The sequence below is a fragment of the Nocardia sp. NPDC051321 genome, assembly GCF_044455225.1.
GTDB lineage: Bacteria > Actinomycetota > Actinomycetes > Mycobacteriales > Mycobacteriaceae > Nocardia.
In genome coordinates, this window is record NZ_JBITEM010000012.1 from 174,469 (window position 1) to 188,852 (window position 14,384).

The 14,384-nt window shown below is 64.0% G+C and carries 16 protein-coding genes; 9 read left to right on the plus strand and 7 right to left on the minus strand.

All coding sequences use genetic code 11. The annotated features are described in order from the left end of the window. Positions 1 to 29: 29 nt before the first annotated feature. The gene (locus ACIA8C_RS28640; protein ID WP_397139956.1) at positions 30 to 506 is read right to left on the minus strand and encodes a DUF6194 family protein; all 477 of its coding nucleotides are present in this window, start codon (positions 504 to 506) and stop codon (positions 30 to 32) included. A gap of 62 nt (positions 507 to 568) precedes the next feature. Here ACIA8C_RS28640 and ACIA8C_RS28645 point away from each other — a divergent pair, with 62 nt between their 5' ends. From ACIA8C_RS28645 to ACIA8C_RS28655, 3 genes are all read left to right on the plus strand, one after another. Continuing rightward, positions 569 to 1,324, plus strand: coding sequence for a MerR family transcriptional regulator (locus ACIA8C_RS28645; RefSeq protein ID WP_397139958.1), 756 nt, complete (start codon positions 569 to 571; stop codon positions 1,322 to 1,324). A 172-nt stretch (positions 1,325 to 1,496) separates the two neighbouring features. Beyond that, positions 1,497 to 1,781 carry a hypothetical protein gene (locus tag ACIA8C_RS28650; RefSeq protein WP_397139960.1) on the plus strand — a complete coding sequence of 95 codons (285 nt, stop codon included), beginning with the start codon at positions 1,497 to 1,499 and terminating at the stop codon, positions 1,779 to 1,781. 233 nt (positions 1,782 to 2,014) lie between these two features. Then, on the plus strand, positions 2,015 to 2,314 hold the full coding sequence (locus ACIA8C_RS28655) for a hypothetical protein (RefSeq protein WP_397139962.1): 300 nt from the start codon (positions 2,015 to 2,017) through the stop codon (positions 2,312 to 2,314). Between the two features lie 154 nt (positions 2,315 to 2,468). Here the strand turns inward: ACIA8C_RS28655 and ACIA8C_RS28660 are convergent, their stop codons facing one another. From ACIA8C_RS28660 to ACIA8C_RS28670, 3 genes are all read right to left on the minus strand, one after another. Continuing rightward, complete coding sequence (locus tag ACIA8C_RS28660) at positions 2,469 to 3,419, minus strand: alpha/beta fold hydrolase (protein WP_397139964.1); 951 nt, start codon at positions 3,417 to 3,419, stop codon at positions 2,469 to 2,471. A 188-nt stretch (positions 3,420 to 3,607) separates the two neighbouring features. Next, positions 3,608 to 5,602, minus strand: a complete 1,995-nt coding sequence (locus ACIA8C_RS28665; RefSeq protein WP_397139966.1) for a glycosyl hydrolase family 18 protein — start codon at positions 5,600 to 5,602, stop codon at positions 3,608 to 3,610. A 400-nt stretch (positions 5,603 to 6,002) separates the two neighbouring features. Further along, positions 6,003 to 6,860, minus strand: coding sequence for a C1 family peptidase (locus tag ACIA8C_RS28670; protein ID WP_397139968.1), 858 nt, complete (start codon positions 6,858 to 6,860; stop codon positions 6,003 to 6,005). A gap of 310 nt (positions 6,861 to 7,170) precedes the next feature. Between ACIA8C_RS28670 and ACIA8C_RS28675 the strand changes: the two genes are divergently transcribed. The 4 genes from ACIA8C_RS28675 (at position 7,171) to ACIA8C_RS28690 (ending at position 10,590) form a co-directional block, all read left to right on the plus strand. Continuing rightward, the gene (locus tag ACIA8C_RS28675; RefSeq protein WP_397139970.1) at positions 7,171 to 7,788 is read left to right on the plus strand and encodes a papain-like cysteine protease family protein; all 618 of its coding nucleotides are present in this window, start codon (positions 7,171 to 7,173) and stop codon (positions 7,786 to 7,788) included. Continuing rightward, a complete protein-coding gene (locus ACIA8C_RS28680) occupies positions 7,785 to 8,375 on the plus strand; it encodes a hypothetical protein (protein WP_397139972.1) in 591 nt (196 codons plus the stop codon). The genes ACIA8C_RS28675 and ACIA8C_RS28680 overlap by 4 nt, the downstream gene beginning before the upstream one ends. A gap of 113 nt (positions 8,376 to 8,488) precedes the next feature. After that, on the plus strand, positions 8,489 to 9,340 hold the full coding sequence (locus ACIA8C_RS28685; protein ID WP_397139974.1) for an inositol monophosphatase family protein: 852 nt from the start codon (positions 8,489 to 8,491) through the stop codon (positions 9,338 to 9,340). Continuing rightward, the gene (locus tag ACIA8C_RS28690; protein ID WP_397139976.1) at positions 9,340 to 10,590 is read left to right on the plus strand and encodes a hypothetical protein; all 1,251 of its coding nucleotides are present in this window, start codon (positions 9,340 to 9,342) and stop codon (positions 10,588 to 10,590) included. The genes ACIA8C_RS28685 and ACIA8C_RS28690 overlap by 1 nt, the downstream gene beginning before the upstream one ends. Before the next feature lie 17 nt (positions 10,591 to 10,607). On the opposite strand, the gene ACIA8C_RS28695 is transcribed toward ACIA8C_RS28690, so the two are convergent. After that, positions 10,608 to 11,021 carry a DUF5997 family protein gene (locus tag ACIA8C_RS28695; RefSeq protein WP_397139978.1) on the minus strand — a complete coding sequence of 138 codons (414 nt, stop codon included), beginning with the start codon at positions 11,019 to 11,021 and terminating at the stop codon, positions 10,608 to 10,610. Positions 11,022 to 11,057: 36 nt separating this feature from the next. On the opposite strand from ACIA8C_RS28695, the gene ACIA8C_RS28700 reads away from it, so the two are divergent. After that, positions 11,058 to 11,996, plus strand: coding sequence for a LysR family transcriptional regulator (locus ACIA8C_RS28700; protein ID WP_397139980.1), 939 nt, complete (start codon positions 11,058 to 11,060; stop codon positions 11,994 to 11,996). 278 nt (positions 11,997 to 12,274) lie between these two features. On the opposite strand, the gene ACIA8C_RS28705 is transcribed toward ACIA8C_RS28700, so the two are convergent. After that, positions 12,275 to 12,607: a hypothetical protein gene (locus ACIA8C_RS28705; protein WP_397139982.1), complete on the minus strand. Its 333-nt coding sequence runs from the start codon at positions 12,605 to 12,607 to the stop codon at positions 12,275 to 12,277. Positions 12,608 to 12,744: 137 nt separating this feature from the next. Beyond that, positions 12,745 to 13,014: a DUF2631 domain-containing protein gene (locus tag ACIA8C_RS28710; protein WP_397139984.1), complete on the minus strand. Its 270-nt coding sequence runs from the start codon at positions 13,012 to 13,014 to the stop codon at positions 12,745 to 12,747. Positions 13,015 to 13,164: 150 nt separating this feature from the next. On the opposite strand from ACIA8C_RS28710, the gene dxr reads away from it, so the two are divergent. Beyond that, positions 13,165 to 14,304 carry a 1-deoxy-D-xylulose-5-phosphate reductoisomerase gene (gene dxr / locus ACIA8C_RS28715; protein ID WP_397139986.1) on the plus strand — a complete coding sequence of 380 codons (1,140 nt, stop codon included), beginning with the start codon at positions 13,165 to 13,167 and terminating at the stop codon, positions 14,302 to 14,304. Positions 14,305 to 14,384: the final 80 nt, after the last annotated feature.

Sequence of the window (14,384 nt, forward strand, 5' to 3'; positions counted from 1 at the left end):
GGTAGCCGTGATCTGAGACGGTCGGATGGTCAGCGCGGGCCTGACCCGGCGCGCCGTTCGTGGTGGGAACGGGCGCGGTCGTAAGCCGTATGCAGGAGTTCTCGGGTCGGTGCGTCGGCGCGGGTGTCGGGGTTTACTACTGCGAGCCAGCCTGCGGTGCCGTAGCGGGGGTGGGGGATGACTGTGTCGGTGACGCTGTAGTCGACCGCTTCGATGGTCGTCTGTTTCGGTGGGTGACCGGTCCATTCGATGAACGCTTCCTTCCCCGCGGCGATGTTGACTCGGAAGGTGTTGGGGCGGTTGAGAAGTGAGCTCTGGTCGTCGGGATAGTCCTTTGTCACGATGGTGGCGAAGGGTTGGGTGTTGGTGGGGACGGTGCCGTCGGGAGAGTAGTAGAAGAAGGTGTCGCCCCAGCTGATTTCGGGCCATTGGTCGCCGGCGGTGGGGCTGAGGGTGAGGACGCCGTCGAGGGTGGCTACGAAGTCGATGATTTCGTCTATGGTCATAGGTTCCAGCGTCTCATTCAAGTGCTTGTGTGGACTTGGGGAGCAAATACGAGGAGGTTCGCGTGGCAAACCTCAAATCACAGTTCGGGCGCACTGTCGATATCGCCCGGCGTGCTGGTTACTCGGTGCAGCAGGTGCGCAATCTCGAGCGCGACGGTGTGCTGCCGCCCGCGACGCGCACGGCAACCGGCCACCGGATCTACGGGGAGATACACCTGCATTCCGCACTTGCCTACCGGGCGCTCGCGGTCGGCGCGGGGCCGACCGAAGCCAAGAAGATTCTTCGGACGGTCCACTCGGGTCCGATCTCGGAAGCGCTCGCTCTACTCGACGCGGCACACGCCCGACTGCACACCGAACGCATCGAACTCGGGCACGCCAAGCAGGCAGCGGCGGCGATCTCCGTCGAGCCGATCGATGACGTGCGCAGCGCTGACTCCATGACCATCGCCGAACTCGCGGACGCGCTCGGCGTACGCCCATCGACGTTGCGGCACTGGGACTTCGAAGGTCTGGTCAGCGCCGGCCGCACCCGGCACGGTGCGCGCCACTACACGCCGAATCAGGTTCGGGATGCCCGAATCGTTCACCAACTCCGGAAAGCGGGTTACCCCATCGCACACCTGCGTTCCGTGCTGCCGGAGTTGCGGCGCGCACACCGATCCGAGGACGTGCGGTCCGCGCTGGCCGCCCGGGACGCCAGCATCACCACCCGCGCCACCGCGTTTCTCGACGCCGCCGCGGAACTACGTGCCGTGGTTTCGCTGACGACATCGGCGAACCCAACTCGGCCTGTCGCATCTGCCGAGTCGCACTGACCCGCCCAGTTGGTGAAATAGCTTGAGCGCAAACATAATTCGTCTCCGTCTCCAGCGGGCCTATGCCGACGACTTGCGGTCCTTCGATGGCAATGGCACGATTCGCACGTTCGGGGGGCTCGTTCGCAATCGCCGAACTCTGTGTTGGACAAAACTTTGATGGGGGAAATCCGTGAATCTGGACTTCAGCGCCGACCCGCAGTTCTCGTGGTACGTGGTCCTGCTGTTGGTGAGTGGCGTGGCGATGATCGTCCTGTCCTTCGCTAAATCACAGGGCAACGTGGGCCAAATACTCAACGCCGTCTTCGGCACCCTGTTCGTGGGTTACGGCGTTTATCTCGCCTTCATCTTCGACGGCGGCTCGTACTGGATGTTCTTCCAGGCATTCATCCTGCCCATCCTGCTGGTGTTCCAGTGGGCCAAGTCACTGGGCCGTTCCGGCAACCGTTCCGCGTAGTCCCGGGCCGCTGACCGCTAGCTGAGCGGGTGCGTCAAGGCTCACAATTCGCTCCTGAGCAGGGCGAATGCGGCGGCCGCCGAGAAAAATGGTTTCGCGGAGCGGCAGGTGGCTACCCCTTGGAGAACGCCAGCGCTGGTCGGTGCCGCCACGATGGCGGCACCGGCTGGTCGGCGGAATGGAGTTCGCCAGCACTTGGCGGACTGTCACGACAGCGGGAAGGAACCAAATTCATGTTGATGCTCACCCCCACCGCCATCGAGGTCGTTCGCAACATCACGTCCGCAGAGGGCGCGCCGGAGGAGGCCGGTCTGCGAATCTCCACCGCGGACGGCGCCGAGACGCTGCAACTCGAAGTGGCCGCGATCCCGGCTGAGCAAGATCAGGTCTTGACTGCCGAGGGATCGCGCATCTTCCTGGACCGAGAGGCCGCCGCCTTCCTGGACGACAAGGTCCTCGACACCGGAACCGACCGCAATGGCGAAGGTGGCTTCGTCATTTCCCAGCAGAGTCAGTTCACCACCGGTAACTGAGCCCGCCTCTCCGCGTATCCAGGCCAGACGTAGGCGTCGCCGACATCAGCGCTTGACGAAATAAATCGGCAGAACGGCTTCCTTTCTCAGGATGGGAAGCCGTTCTCGCTAGGTCAAAAACTCACGCCGGATCTTGCGATAGCGTGCGCCCGGATCAAGCGACGAGCGCGAGGTGACTGCCCTTATTCGCACCGCCCGCTCGTGTCAGTAGGCGAGCAACGGCCTCGGCAACCCGGCTCGGCTGCTCCATGATCACCGAATGCCCGGCACCCTCTACCAGCACGAAATCCGAATACTCGACGGCCGCGGCCATCGCGACGGAGTGCGACGGCGGCGTCATCAGATCGGCGGAACCGCACAGTACCAACGTCGGAATCCGCGAGAGCACCGCGAGCGTGTCGGTCCGGTCGTAGACCATGAAGCCGCTCAAGAAGCTCGCCATCGTCACGATCGGCGTCTCGTTGTGCATCGCGTTGGCAAGAGCGAGCACGCGGGGGCTGACCCGTCGATTGCCGAACTCGGCCGTCCGGATGACGGGGGCGAAAACCTTGCAGGCCAACAGCTTCGCGTGCTGCATCAGCACCGGTGCCTGGCGGACCGCGGCCTGGAAGACCGAAACGACCGGGTTGCGCAGCAGCCGCCCGAACCCGGCATCGGCAAGCCCGCTCGCCGCGGTCGCGATGAGCCCGACACCGACGACGCGGGTTCCGATCTCGTGCGGCCGCTGACTGGCATAGGTCAGCACGGCCATGCCGCCCATCGAGTGGCCGACGAGCACAACCGGTCCGGTGGGAGCCACGACATCGAGAACGTCGCGCAGATCGTGCCCGAGCTGCGCGAGGTTGTAGGTCTGCCGGGACGCCGCGGCCGAATCGCCATGGCCCCGATGGTCGTAGCAGACCACCTGTGCGCCGGAATACTGGCGCAGCAGCGCGTCGCGGACGTCGGTCCAGGACTCGGTGCGCAAGCAATGTCCATGCAGCAGAACGACTGTCAGCTCCGCATCCGGTGCGCCGTACGCGCGAACCGCGAGCGCGACACCGTCTTCGGCCGAGACCGTGACACGACGTTCCGCCGAGGTGACGATGGTGCTCGGGATCGACATCGGAGGCTCCGGTTCGCTGGGGTGACAGGTCTAACTGTCCGCCGCGGCCGCCGCCGATATCAGGCCCCCGAGTGCTGGGCGCGGTCCTCCAAGGTGGAGCAGATCACCACCTAGGGTGTGCGCTATGCGATTCGGCACGACAAAGGTGGGCCTCGTTGCGGGAGGCCCACCTTTGTGTTCGCGGGTGCTTACTTCAGGGTGATGTCATCCACGCTGTAGGACCCTTGGCCATACCAGCCGTGGACCCATACGGTGACCTTGGTGGTCGACGCTCCGGTGCTGAATTTGGTCGAAAGTTGTTGGTACGCACCGCCGGTGCCCGGCGTCCAGGTGGACGTGTCGGTGGTGCCCGAGCCGGTGACGCCGAGGTAGACGTAGTTGCCGTTCACCCACGCCGACAACGTGTACGCGTGATTCGGCTCGACGGTGATCTCTTGCGCGCATTGAGCGGTGTCGCCGTTGCTCGCCGCGCCGGTCAGGGCCTTCTTGCCGCCGTGCACCGGGCTGGTGACGAGCGAGCCGAGGTTGCCCGTGCACGACCATGGGCTCAGTGCACCACTTTCGAAATCTCCGTTGACCACACCGTTTCCGGTGGGCGGCGTCGTGGTTGTGGTCGGCGGAACAGTCGTGGTCGTTGTCGGCGGAACTGTCGTGGTGGTCGTCGGTGGCACGGTGGTCGTCGTGGTCGTCGGCGGCGTGGTCGGTGTGGTCGTCGGCGGGGTGCAGCCCGCGGCGCTACCGTCGACGGTCTTGATCACCTGGTTGAACAACGTCGATGCCGGATCCAGGTTTTCCAGCGAGTACATCATCGCGCCGCCGAGTCCCTTGCAGTGCAGGTAATCCGACTTGGCCTGGATGGATTGCAGCGAGTCGCCGCCCCAGAAGTTGGTGCCGTCATAGAAGTAGGCGGCCTGCGCTACGGGGTCGTAGAAGGTGCGTGACGGATTGTCGACGACTCCGGACAGCTCCTTGTACATCCGGATGCCGGGGACGTTCCCGGAGGACGGGCCGCCTGGCGCCGGACCGGTCGCGGGCTGGAACAGCCCATGGTTATTGCCGGGTTGCACACCAGTCCAACCGCGGTAGTAGAACGGATAGCCGATGGTCAGCTTGTTCGCCGGGAAGCCACCGGGGATGCCGTAGGAGCTGTCACCCGTGGTCCACGCGGTGACCGCCTCATCGATGTTGTATTTCGCGTTGCCCGGCGGGACCGGGTTCATCGGGTCGTCCGGCCTGCTGTAGATCGGATCCTGGAAGTTGGTCGGGCCCTTGGCATCCCACGCCCCGTGCATGTCGTAGGTCATGACATTGACGAAATCGAGGTAGTTGCCGAGGTTGTTGGTCTCGTAGTTGCGGATCTTGTCCTGCCCCGCCCCGACGGCCGCGGTCAGCGAGTAGTGCTTGTTGTCCGCCACGCCCTGCGCGTCCAGCTGCTTACGCAACTCGGCCGTCAGCAGCGTGAAGTTCGCCCGGTCGGCGGGTGAGGCATGGTTGCCGAGATGGCCGCCACCGCCGGGATACTCCCAGTCCAGATCGAGGCCGTCGAAGATGCCCTTGCCGGTTCCCGGGCCGCCATAACCATCGGCCTGCGGCAGGTTGCCCTTGATGAACATATCGATGCAGGAGGACGCGAACTTCTTGCGCGAGGCATCGGTCGCGGAGATATCGGAGAAGAACTTCGAGTACGTCCAGCCGCCGATCGACAACAGCACCTTCAGGTTCGGGTGCTTCGCCTTCAGCTCCTTGAGCTGCTTGAAGTTGCCGACGATCGGGTCGTTCCAGGCGTCCGCGGTGCCGTCGACACTGATCGACGCGCCGAATGACTTGCCGTAGTCGGCGAACGAATCACCCGCGCCGTCACCGGCATTCGGGTTGTTCTCGTCCTGGCTCGCCGCCTTGTTCGCCTCGAAGCAGGTCAGGTCGGTGGGGTGGATGTTCGCGAACGCGTACATCATGTAGTCGAGCTTGCCCGCCATACCTGAGGTGTCGACGTTCTTGAGGTAAAAGGCGTTTTCGTAGACCGACCATTGGTTGTAGTAGCCGATTTTGACGCCGCCGGAGGTCGGGGGAGCAGCGGCCGCGGTCTGGGCCGGCGCGTTGGTGAATCCCACCAACACCGCGGCTATGCCGATCAATAGACTCGCGGCCATTGCGACGAGCCCGGTAGATTTCGCCGTTCGCATGGGGTCCTCCCTATGGGGACTTTGGATCGGTCCCCGATGAACGGAGTCGCATAAAGGTCAGCGAATCGTTCACCGCGACATTTCTGTGTGCGCGCGGCGATGGCCCGAAGATCGTAGGCGAACGAGAACCGAAATCTGTTGTGCTGGTGACTGTCCCGGCCGATGGGGGTGCCGCCGGGTCTGGACAACCGTTTGAATCATGACATGAAAGGAGGCGCCGGGGTCCCCAGTGCGAGAGTGGGGAATTCGGCACGTCAGCGCGTTATTTCCCCAGTTCCGACGGTATAGACGCGGGGGGTCTGCGCGGGGAAGCCGGTGGCGAATCGACAGAAATGCCCGGTTCCTGCCGGCGGTACTGCCGACAGGAATCAGGACATCGAACTTCTCATGGCATGATCAATCATCCGGTGACGAGGCGACCCATCGAGTGAACCTCATCGACGTCGCCGCCGGTGATGAAGGACCACGGTGCGGTGAAGAACCCGTTGTCACCCCAACTCGATCCCCAGGAATTCTCGATGGTGACGCCGTTCGCGTCGTATCCGACGATCGTCACCTCGTGACCGCCCACCGTGCGCTCGTTGCGCGACGGGTTGTAGCGGGAGTTGCCCGGCCCCAGGTTCATGAAACTCTGCCTGACCTCGAATCCGATCGGGACCGGCAGGCCGGCCGAGATCGCATTCTTGATGTTGGTCACCCGATCGCCGGAAGACAGATCCTTGGCGCCGGAGAGCTTGTAGTGCGCGGCATTTGCCCGCTCCGACGCATCGGGCTGGGTGGTGTAGTCGAAATCGCCCTGCCAGTAGTGGGATTTGGTATCGATCCCCTGGCTGGTCTCCATCGGCAGCGCGACACCGGCCCAGGTGCCCTCGTCGTCGCCCTTCGCGATCTGCGCGTAGATATACATCGGCGCCATCGGACCGCCGCTGATCTGCTGCTCGTTCATCAATACGCCGTAGCCGGTGTAACCGGTCGCCCAGGTCACGCAGGACCCGACCGGGCCCTGGTCGCCTGCGGGCTGCGCGAACTGCTTGAGCGAATAAGACGGCGGTGCCACGGCTGAGCCGACACGGACGGGCAGCGCGAATCCGGTGCTGGTGTCCTTGCCTTTGTTGGCCTTCGCGGCTTGCACGTCGAATCCGAAGGAGTGGTGCTTGAGCTCGGGTGACGTTGGCGGTTGCGCTTGCGCGATTCCCGCCGAGACGAGTCCGACGCCCACCGCGAATGCCACTGCGGCAGGCATGAATGAGTAACGCATGGTGACTCCTGATTGGTGATTTGTCCGTTTTGTCGATTTGGGGTGCGGGCCCCGATGCGCATCGGACGTCGAAAATTGTTGAACCGTGGAACAGTTCAGGCGTTCCGTTGCTACATTGCGAATGCTCCTCGCAAAGCAGCAGTGCGGCAACAGTATTCGAAGTTGACATCTTGTTTCGGATTGGGGATGTTCCCCACTTGCCGCCGTCGGAAGTCGCGGCGTAGCTTTTCCTGAAATTTCAATAACCCCGAAAGAGGGTGTCCGAGTGCTGTCGCGAAGAAAATTTCATGCCTCGATAATCACCGCGACAGTGGTGATCCTTTCGTTCGGCCATGGCGCATCGATCGCCGAACCGATATCTCCTGGAAAGGATTTCACCGCGCGCCCGACCGGACTGAAGGTCACCACCGGGCTGCCCGGCGTCATCGAACCGCGGGTCATGGCCGCCGGTGCCAAAACACTTCCCTACGCGCAGCAAGTACAAGAGTGGAATCAATGGTGCTGGGCAGCCGACGGCGCCTCCATCTCCACCTACCTCGGCCATCGCATCGCCCAAGCCGACTACTGCAAACTCGTACACGACACCGCCGGAAACAAGCTGTGCCCCAACGAGAGTGCGTCGCTAGAGGAGATCGCCAGCGCCTTCGAAAAGATCGGTTTCAACGCGTCGGTCGGCTCCCCGTTCGCCATGACCAAAATCGCCGCGGAGATCTCGTCGAACCGCCCGATCCTCACCGGAATCGCGTGGGCCGCAGGCGGCGGCCACGCCCAAGTCGTCTACGGCTACAACGCGAACACCGGCACCGTCACCTACGGAGACCCGTGGCCGACCTCGCAGCGGATAGTCACGCAGACTCTCGCGTCGTACACGCAGAACTCCGAATGGGCATGGTTCGGCGAAGATTACGGAATAACGAAGAAGAAATGAGCCGGCGCTCGCTCTACGCGGCAGCACTCCTGTTCGCCGCCTGCACAATTCAGGGCTGCGCGCCCCCGGCGAATACCGACATCAGCTCGGCAGCCACCCCGGACGCCGACACGATCGACCGAGTACTCGAATCACCGGCGACAACCCAACTGGCCGCCTCATTTCTGCGATCCCAACAACCGCCGATCAACGAAAACTCACCGCTTCTCCACCGAACCGGTGACAACGTGACCGTCTACGCAACCAACCTCGAGTTCGCCACCGATCCCCAGTCCGCATTGCAAAACGCCGGCACCCCGTCATACATCGCCGTACCAGTAAGAATCGCCCCCCGAACCGACCCCGACACAATCCAACTCACCCCAACCCCGCCCTACACCCCAAGAGCCATCGCAACAGGAACCGAGGAATCCCAAGCAGCCCAGTCCCTACCCCCCAACGCCCACCTACTCCTCGACTACCCCTCTCACACCTGGTTCGCCTGGACCCAAACCCAAGTCACCGCAATCTCATCCAGCACAAACCCCAACATGAACGGGCAAGAGTTCGACACGAACCAATTCAAACAATGGCTGACCTCGCGGTGAGTCATGTGCCCTGACCGCTGGTCAGTGGACGACTGATCGGAACCCGCAGGTTACGACCTCAGCGGCGCCCAGAGCCGCTACGCTCGACACACAACACTGTGTGGGAGGGTGCGTTGAGCGACGTCGAATCGTTGTGGCAGGCACTCGACGAGCAGTTGCTGCCGTTGCTCCGCCGATACCGCCGCAACCTCGCGTCGCTACAGATCGACACCAAGCCCGACAACACGCTGCTGTCCGAGGCGGACCTGGCCACCCAGACCGCCATCATCGAAACCATCGGACGGCATTTCCCCGGGTCTCGATTCGTTGCGGAAGAAGACGAGGCGGAGTTACCCAGCTCCGGTGAGCCGACCTGGATCATCGATCCAATCGACGGCACAAGTGAATTCGTCGCAACCGATGGACGTGAATTCTGCAGTGTCGTATGCCTTCTCAAAGATGGTCGACCGAGTGCGGCCTACGTCCTTGCTCCCGAATTAGGCGTCGACCGCGCACCGATAACGATTCACTGGTCGGCAGAAGTCACAGTGAACGGGCAAACGGCTGAGCCGCTCAGTCCGTCAACGTCACCGAGGCGCGCGTCGGTGACGCGAAGCAAGGACGCCGCCGCTCGGAAGTTCGAGATCGATCTCGCCGATATCGGTTGCATAATGAAGACCCGCACCACTTCCCAAACTCTCGACATGGTCAGAACTTGCATCGACCTGTCCGCGTGGACACAGGCTCCGGAAGTCCAGTTCGACCTTTTCTATCGGCCCAACCAGAAGGTATGGGACGGAGCCGCGGGTATCGGGCTGGCAACAGCAATGGGCCGGACAGCCACGGATGGCCGTGGGATCAGCCCGTTGCCGCTTGGCCAGGACTTCCTGAATCAACGCGAGCCGGTTTTCCCCGAAACGATCGTGGGCGACCCGGATTGCGTGCGGCTGCTCGTAGAATTGCTCGCCGAGTCCCGGAGCGGTTGATGTCGAATCGTGTCATGGTGGACATCACGACGTTCATCAGCGCCGAGGAATTCATCCTCTCCCAGAACCACAGCTCTCCGTCCCGGCCTCGCGATCCCTTTGCGCAGCAGTGCTATGCGGAGCTCGTCCAGTCACTGATCTACTTCGATGAGGTGCTCGTCCCGCACCCGACCAAGCTGAATCCGAATCCTGCCGACTACGGGGACTTCCCGCGAATCCTGCGCCATCTCTTCGATCTGCGAATCGCCGTGCCGATGTCGATCGGTCCTCGTGAAGAGGCCGCCCTGGTCGCGACCGAGCACGCCGCTATGGAGACGCTCAAAACGACGGGCGTCGAGACCGTACTGCGGTTCATCGACAAGACCCGTCGCGCCGATCACGAAGTGCAGGAACGCGGAGGCGGGCAGCGGATGCTGGCGAATATCGCGGCATGGGCGGACTACCGGTGGGAGAACGTGCGGATCGAAGGTCATCACCGCGCCCGTATCAGCGGCGCCGATGGGGTGGAACTCGACCCATTCGGCCAGTGGGCGCGTGCCTCATCGTTCGCGATGGAGGGACAATTCCGCAGTTTGATCGCGGACAGCGAACAGCAGCTGTGGCTCATCGCGACATTGGTGCGGTCGCTGCGATACTCGGCGCGCGCGAAGGTGAAAAGTGTTGCCTACACGCCACATCCGCTACGCCGCGATTTTTCGGTGATGTTCGACCTCTTCGATGACGGCGTCGCGGAGAGCGCGATCGAGGAAGTGATTTCCGCGGTCCGCGGGATCCCCAGCGAGATCCGTAAGGTCGCCGGGGCACGGCAAGGGCGTCGCTTGCAGATGCTCGAATACCAATTGCCGCTGCTGGGCGGACGATTGTGGTCACTGCGCGACCGCGGCCGGTTCACCGACGAGCGTTGGCTACAGATGATCTGTGGACGCATCGACGAATACCGCTCGCGCGCAGTAGATTTCCGATCGGCATTATCCCGCTGTGACACCGAAGAGGAAGCGCGTCGCCTGGAACTCGATGTGGAGGGCGTTCGCGATCAACTACTCAGACGACTAGGTCTCGAATCGGTTGAACCGAATGAGACGGAGGCCACCCTGATCGAGGCCGCGGCGTCGGTAGCGGAACTGGTCGGGTCGGGGATACCGATCACTCGGCCGCTTCGGCTCGCCTTGGTTCCCTTCCGGCGGTATTCCGGAACCTTGGAAAGCCTGCACCAGAAGTTCCTCTACCGCGAGTTCGTCAGCGGTATGTGAGAGCGTCCGGGGAACCTCTACGGGCGGTTTTTGGCGGGGCGGTTGGTGGCGGCGCGGCGTTCGGCTTCCTTGGTGGCGATTCGCTCGTTTTCCTTCACGACCTCGGCGTAGGTTTCGCGTTCGCGGATCAGCCACTCCGGGGGGTCGGCGAGGAGGGTGGCGATTTCGTCGGCGGTGAGGGCGTCGGAGACTTCGGCGCGGGAGAGGCCGGAGTTGGAGACGCCCAGTTTGCGGGCGGTGATGTCGCGGGGGAAGGGGCCGGTGCGGCGGAGCTCAGTGAGCCACTCCGGGGGGTTGGTGCGGAGGGCGTCGAGGTCGGCGCGGGAGAGGGGGGTGTTGCGGAAGGATTCGGGGGCCGCGGGAAGGTAGATGCCGAGCTTGTTGGCTGCGGTCAGGGGCTTCATCAGCTGAGGGTTAGGTTCCGGGCTCACTGAGACACTGTATCGGGTACCGATATGGTTCCTGGCATGAGCCGGTTCGAGTCGATCGATGTCGTGCGGCTGCGGTGGTTTGTCGCGGTTGCCGAGGAGCTGCATTTTGCGCGGGCGGCGAAGGGATTGAATATTTCGCGGCAGCGGTTGAGTCAGACGGTGATCGAATTGGAGGGGGAGCTGGGGACGAAGCTGTTCGTGCCTGGTGCGCAGCCGACGCAGTTGACCGAGGACGGGGAGGAGCTGCTGGGGGCGGCGCGGGAGTTGATCGCGGGGGCGGCGGCGGTTGTCGAGGAGGTTCCAGAAGGCCCTGCCGCATTGCGGGTCGGGTTCGTGCCTGGGGTGACGGTGTCGAAGTGGACGCGGATCTGGAGTGAACGGTTTCCGGATACGTCGCTCGAGGTGGTCGGAGTGCCGATGGGCGAGCAGGATGTGGCGTTGCGGGAGGGGCGGGTCGATCTGTGTTTTGTCCGGTTGCCGATCGACCGGGACGGGATGAGTGCGATTCCGCTCTATCGGGAGCTGCCGGTGGTCGTGGTGCCGAAGGATCATCCGATTTCGGTGTTCGAGCAGGTGAGTATGGCGGACCTGGCCGATGAGCGGATGCAGGACGCCTCGGATATCGATGCTGTCGAAGGGGTCATCGAGCTTGTCGCGGCGGGCGTGGGGGTTGCCGTGGTTCCGCATTCGATCGCTCGGCTGCACGCTCGTCGCGACCTGGTGTATCGCACGGTCACCGATGTCGCGGACACCGAGATCGCTTTGGCGTGGCCGACGGATCGGACCAGCGACTTGGTCGAGGATTTCGTGGGGGTCGTTCGAGGCCGTTCCGAGCGCAGCTCGCGATCTCCGGCTGCGCGAACCAAAAGTCCTGAGCCGCAGAAGAAGTCGGCGGCGAAGCGGACCGGTGGACGGCCGAGTCCGGCAAGGAACTCGGTCGCCAAAAAGAAGCCTGCGAAACGCCGAGGGCGTTAGTCCCCGGGCGAGTTGACCCGTCCGCCGAACCAATCGGCTACAGCCGCACCCTCATTCGGGATCGGCGACGCTGAGGTGCGGGATTGGCTGTCGTAAACCGAGGTGTCTGTGGTGAGTCCGTCGAGCGGAAATTACTGCGGCACAACAAGTGTGCTTGCGATCATGGTCCGCTCGACGGCCCGGGTCAGCCTGAATACCGTTCGGCTGCAGCGTGATCGGTCAGCGGCCGAGCCGTTATCGGCGCGGTAACGCCGAAACCTGTTTGCCTACAGGCGAGTTCAGCTGTTGCTTCCGCAAACTCGGTTGAGCTGGTCGGTGACCGGGTCCAGGTCGCTGATGTTGTCGTCGGCCAGCGCGTTGGCGTAGGCGAGGATGACGTCCTTCTCGGCCTGTTCGCCACCGCTCGCGGCGATGGACAGCAGCGTGACGTGCAGCGCCTTCGCGACCGGGGCCTCCAGGACACCGTTGGGGGATCCGTCGATGGCCTTGTTGATCGCGTCGACGGCGCGGCCACAGGTCTCGGACTGGGCGTTGGCCGTTGCGGCGGGCAGCAGCAACAGCGAACCGACGGCGCTGGCGGTCAGCAGCGCGGCGGCAAAAATCTTGGGCATAACGTCCTCACGGTCTGGTCAGCAGCGAAGGTCCGCAACCCGAATCGGATCGCGGACCTCTCGACGCAAACCGTACTAGACGGTTTGGCCCGATGAAAGCCGATATATCTCAGGGCATTCGGCCCAGGAGCGTCTGACTAGCGCGGCTTGCGGCGCAGGAACGAGTCCCGGACCAGAATGCCGACGATGGCGAGGGCGAAACCGATCAGGAAGATGTCCTCGACGTGTCCCTTGTGGTTACCGATGACCATCGCGACCAGGATGAACGCGACGATCCAGCCCGCGACGCGGAAGGTGCGGGGCGACTCACCGCTCCATCCCCATGCGGCGGAGGGGACCTCGGCGGTGTCCACGTGGGTGACGATGCCGCGCTCGGTGTTGGCGGGTTCGAGTTCCGTGGCGGCCACGATTCGCTCCTTGGCTGGTTCGGGATGGACTGCTGCTCGATATCGTGACATACGACGGTGCGTCGTTGTAAGTCGGGACACGCCGATGGGGACGGCAGCCCCGGGACGGGTAAGGACCGTGCGTACTTTCTTGTGCGCCACAATGAAGTCGTGTCCGACATCGTGAGAGTCCTGCTCCTCGGCAGTACCGGATCCATCGGTACCCAAGCGCTCGAGGTGATCGCCGCCAATCCCGACCGGTTCGAGGTGGTCGGCCTGGCCGCCCGCGGCGGTAATACCGAGCTGGTGGCCGCGCAGATCGCGGCCACCGGGACCCGCAATGTCGCGGTCGCCGATCCGAAAGCCGCGCAGCAGCTCGATATTCAGCTGGCGGGCCCGGACGCGGCGACCGAACTCGTGCGCCGCACCGAGGCCGACGTCGTGCTCAACGCACTGGTCGGCTCGCTCGGCCTGGAACCGACCCTGGCCACCTTGCTGTCGGGCACGCGGCTCGCGCTCGCAAACAAGGAATCGCTGGTCGCGGGCGGCTCGCTGGTCACCCGAGCCGCGGCGCCCGGCCAGATCGTGCCGGTCGATTCGGAACATTCCGCGCTGGCCCAGTGCCTGCGCGGCGGTCGCGCCGAGGAGGTGGACCGGCTGGTGCTCACCGCCTCGGGCGGCCCGTTCCGCGGCTGGACCGCCGAGATGCTGGAATCGGTGAATCCCGCTGAGGCCAAGACGCATCCGACCTGGTCGATGGGCCCGATGAACACGCTGAATTCGGCATCGCTGGTCAACAAAGGCCTGGAACTGATCGAGACGCACCTGCTGTTCGGGATTCCCTACGACCGCATCGACGTCACCGTGCACCCGCAGTCGATCGTGCACTCGATGGTCACCTTCACCGACGGCTCCACCCTCGCCCAGGCCAGCCCGCCGGACATGCGACTGCCCATCGCGCTGGCCCTCGGCTGGCCCGACCGAGTCCCCGGCGCCGCGCTGGCCTGCGACTTCGGCACCGCCGCCACCTGGACCTTCGAGCCGGTCGATAACACGGTCTTCCCGGCCATCGACCTGGCCCGCCACGCGGGCGAGGCGGGCGGCAGCGTCACCGCCGTCTACAACGCCGCCAATGAGGTTGCGGTGCAAGCCTTCCTGGACGGCGCCATCCGCTTTCCCGACATCGTCCGTACCGTGGCCGCCGCGGTTGAAGCCGCCGACCAGTGGCGCACGGAACCGAACTCGCTCGCGGAAGTACTCGCCGCCGACAGCTGGGCCCGCGAATTCGCCAGGGCCCGGGTGCTCGCCTGACCCACCGGCGGCGATATCCCCAATGGGCGCGGACTCGCCCGTCGACCGCTGCCTGGCACACTGAACACGCAGGGCCGTGC

Bases quoted from the DNA above. Each gene is read 5' to 3' on its own strand.
- ACIA8C_RS28640 (WP_397139956.1), bottom strand. From the start codon at position 506: ATGACCATAGACGAAATCATCGACTTCGTAGCCACCCTCGACGGCGTC.
- ACIA8C_RS28655 (WP_397139962.1), top strand. From the start codon at position 2,015: ATGTTGATGCTCACCCCCACCGCCATCGAGGTCGTTCGCAACATCACG.
- ACIA8C_RS28660 (WP_397139964.1), bottom strand. From the start codon at position 3,419: ATGTCGATCCCGAGCACCATCGTCACCTCGGCGGAACGTCGTGTCACG.
- ACIA8C_RS28665 (WP_397139966.1), bottom strand. From the start codon at position 5,602: ATGCGAACGGCGAAATCTACCGGGCTCGTCGCAATGGCCGCGAGTCTA.
- ACIA8C_RS28670 (WP_397139968.1), bottom strand. From the start codon at position 6,860: ATGCGTTACTCATTCATGCCTGCCGCAGTGGCATTCGCGGTGGGCGTC.
- ACIA8C_RS28680 (WP_397139972.1), top strand. From the start codon at position 7,785: ATGAGCCGGCGCTCGCTCTACGCGGCAGCACTCCTGTTCGCCGCCTGC.
- ACIA8C_RS28690 (WP_397139976.1), top strand. From the start codon at position 9,340: ATGTCGAATCGTGTCATGGTGGACATCACGACGTTCATCAGCGCCGAG.
- ACIA8C_RS28700 (WP_397139980.1), top strand. From the start codon at position 11,058: ATGAGCCGGTTCGAGTCGATCGATGTCGTGCGGCTGCGGTGGTTTGTC.
- ACIA8C_RS28705 (WP_397139982.1), bottom strand. From the start codon at position 12,607: ATGCCCAAGATTTTTGCCGCCGCGCTGCTGACCGCCAGCGCCGTCGGT.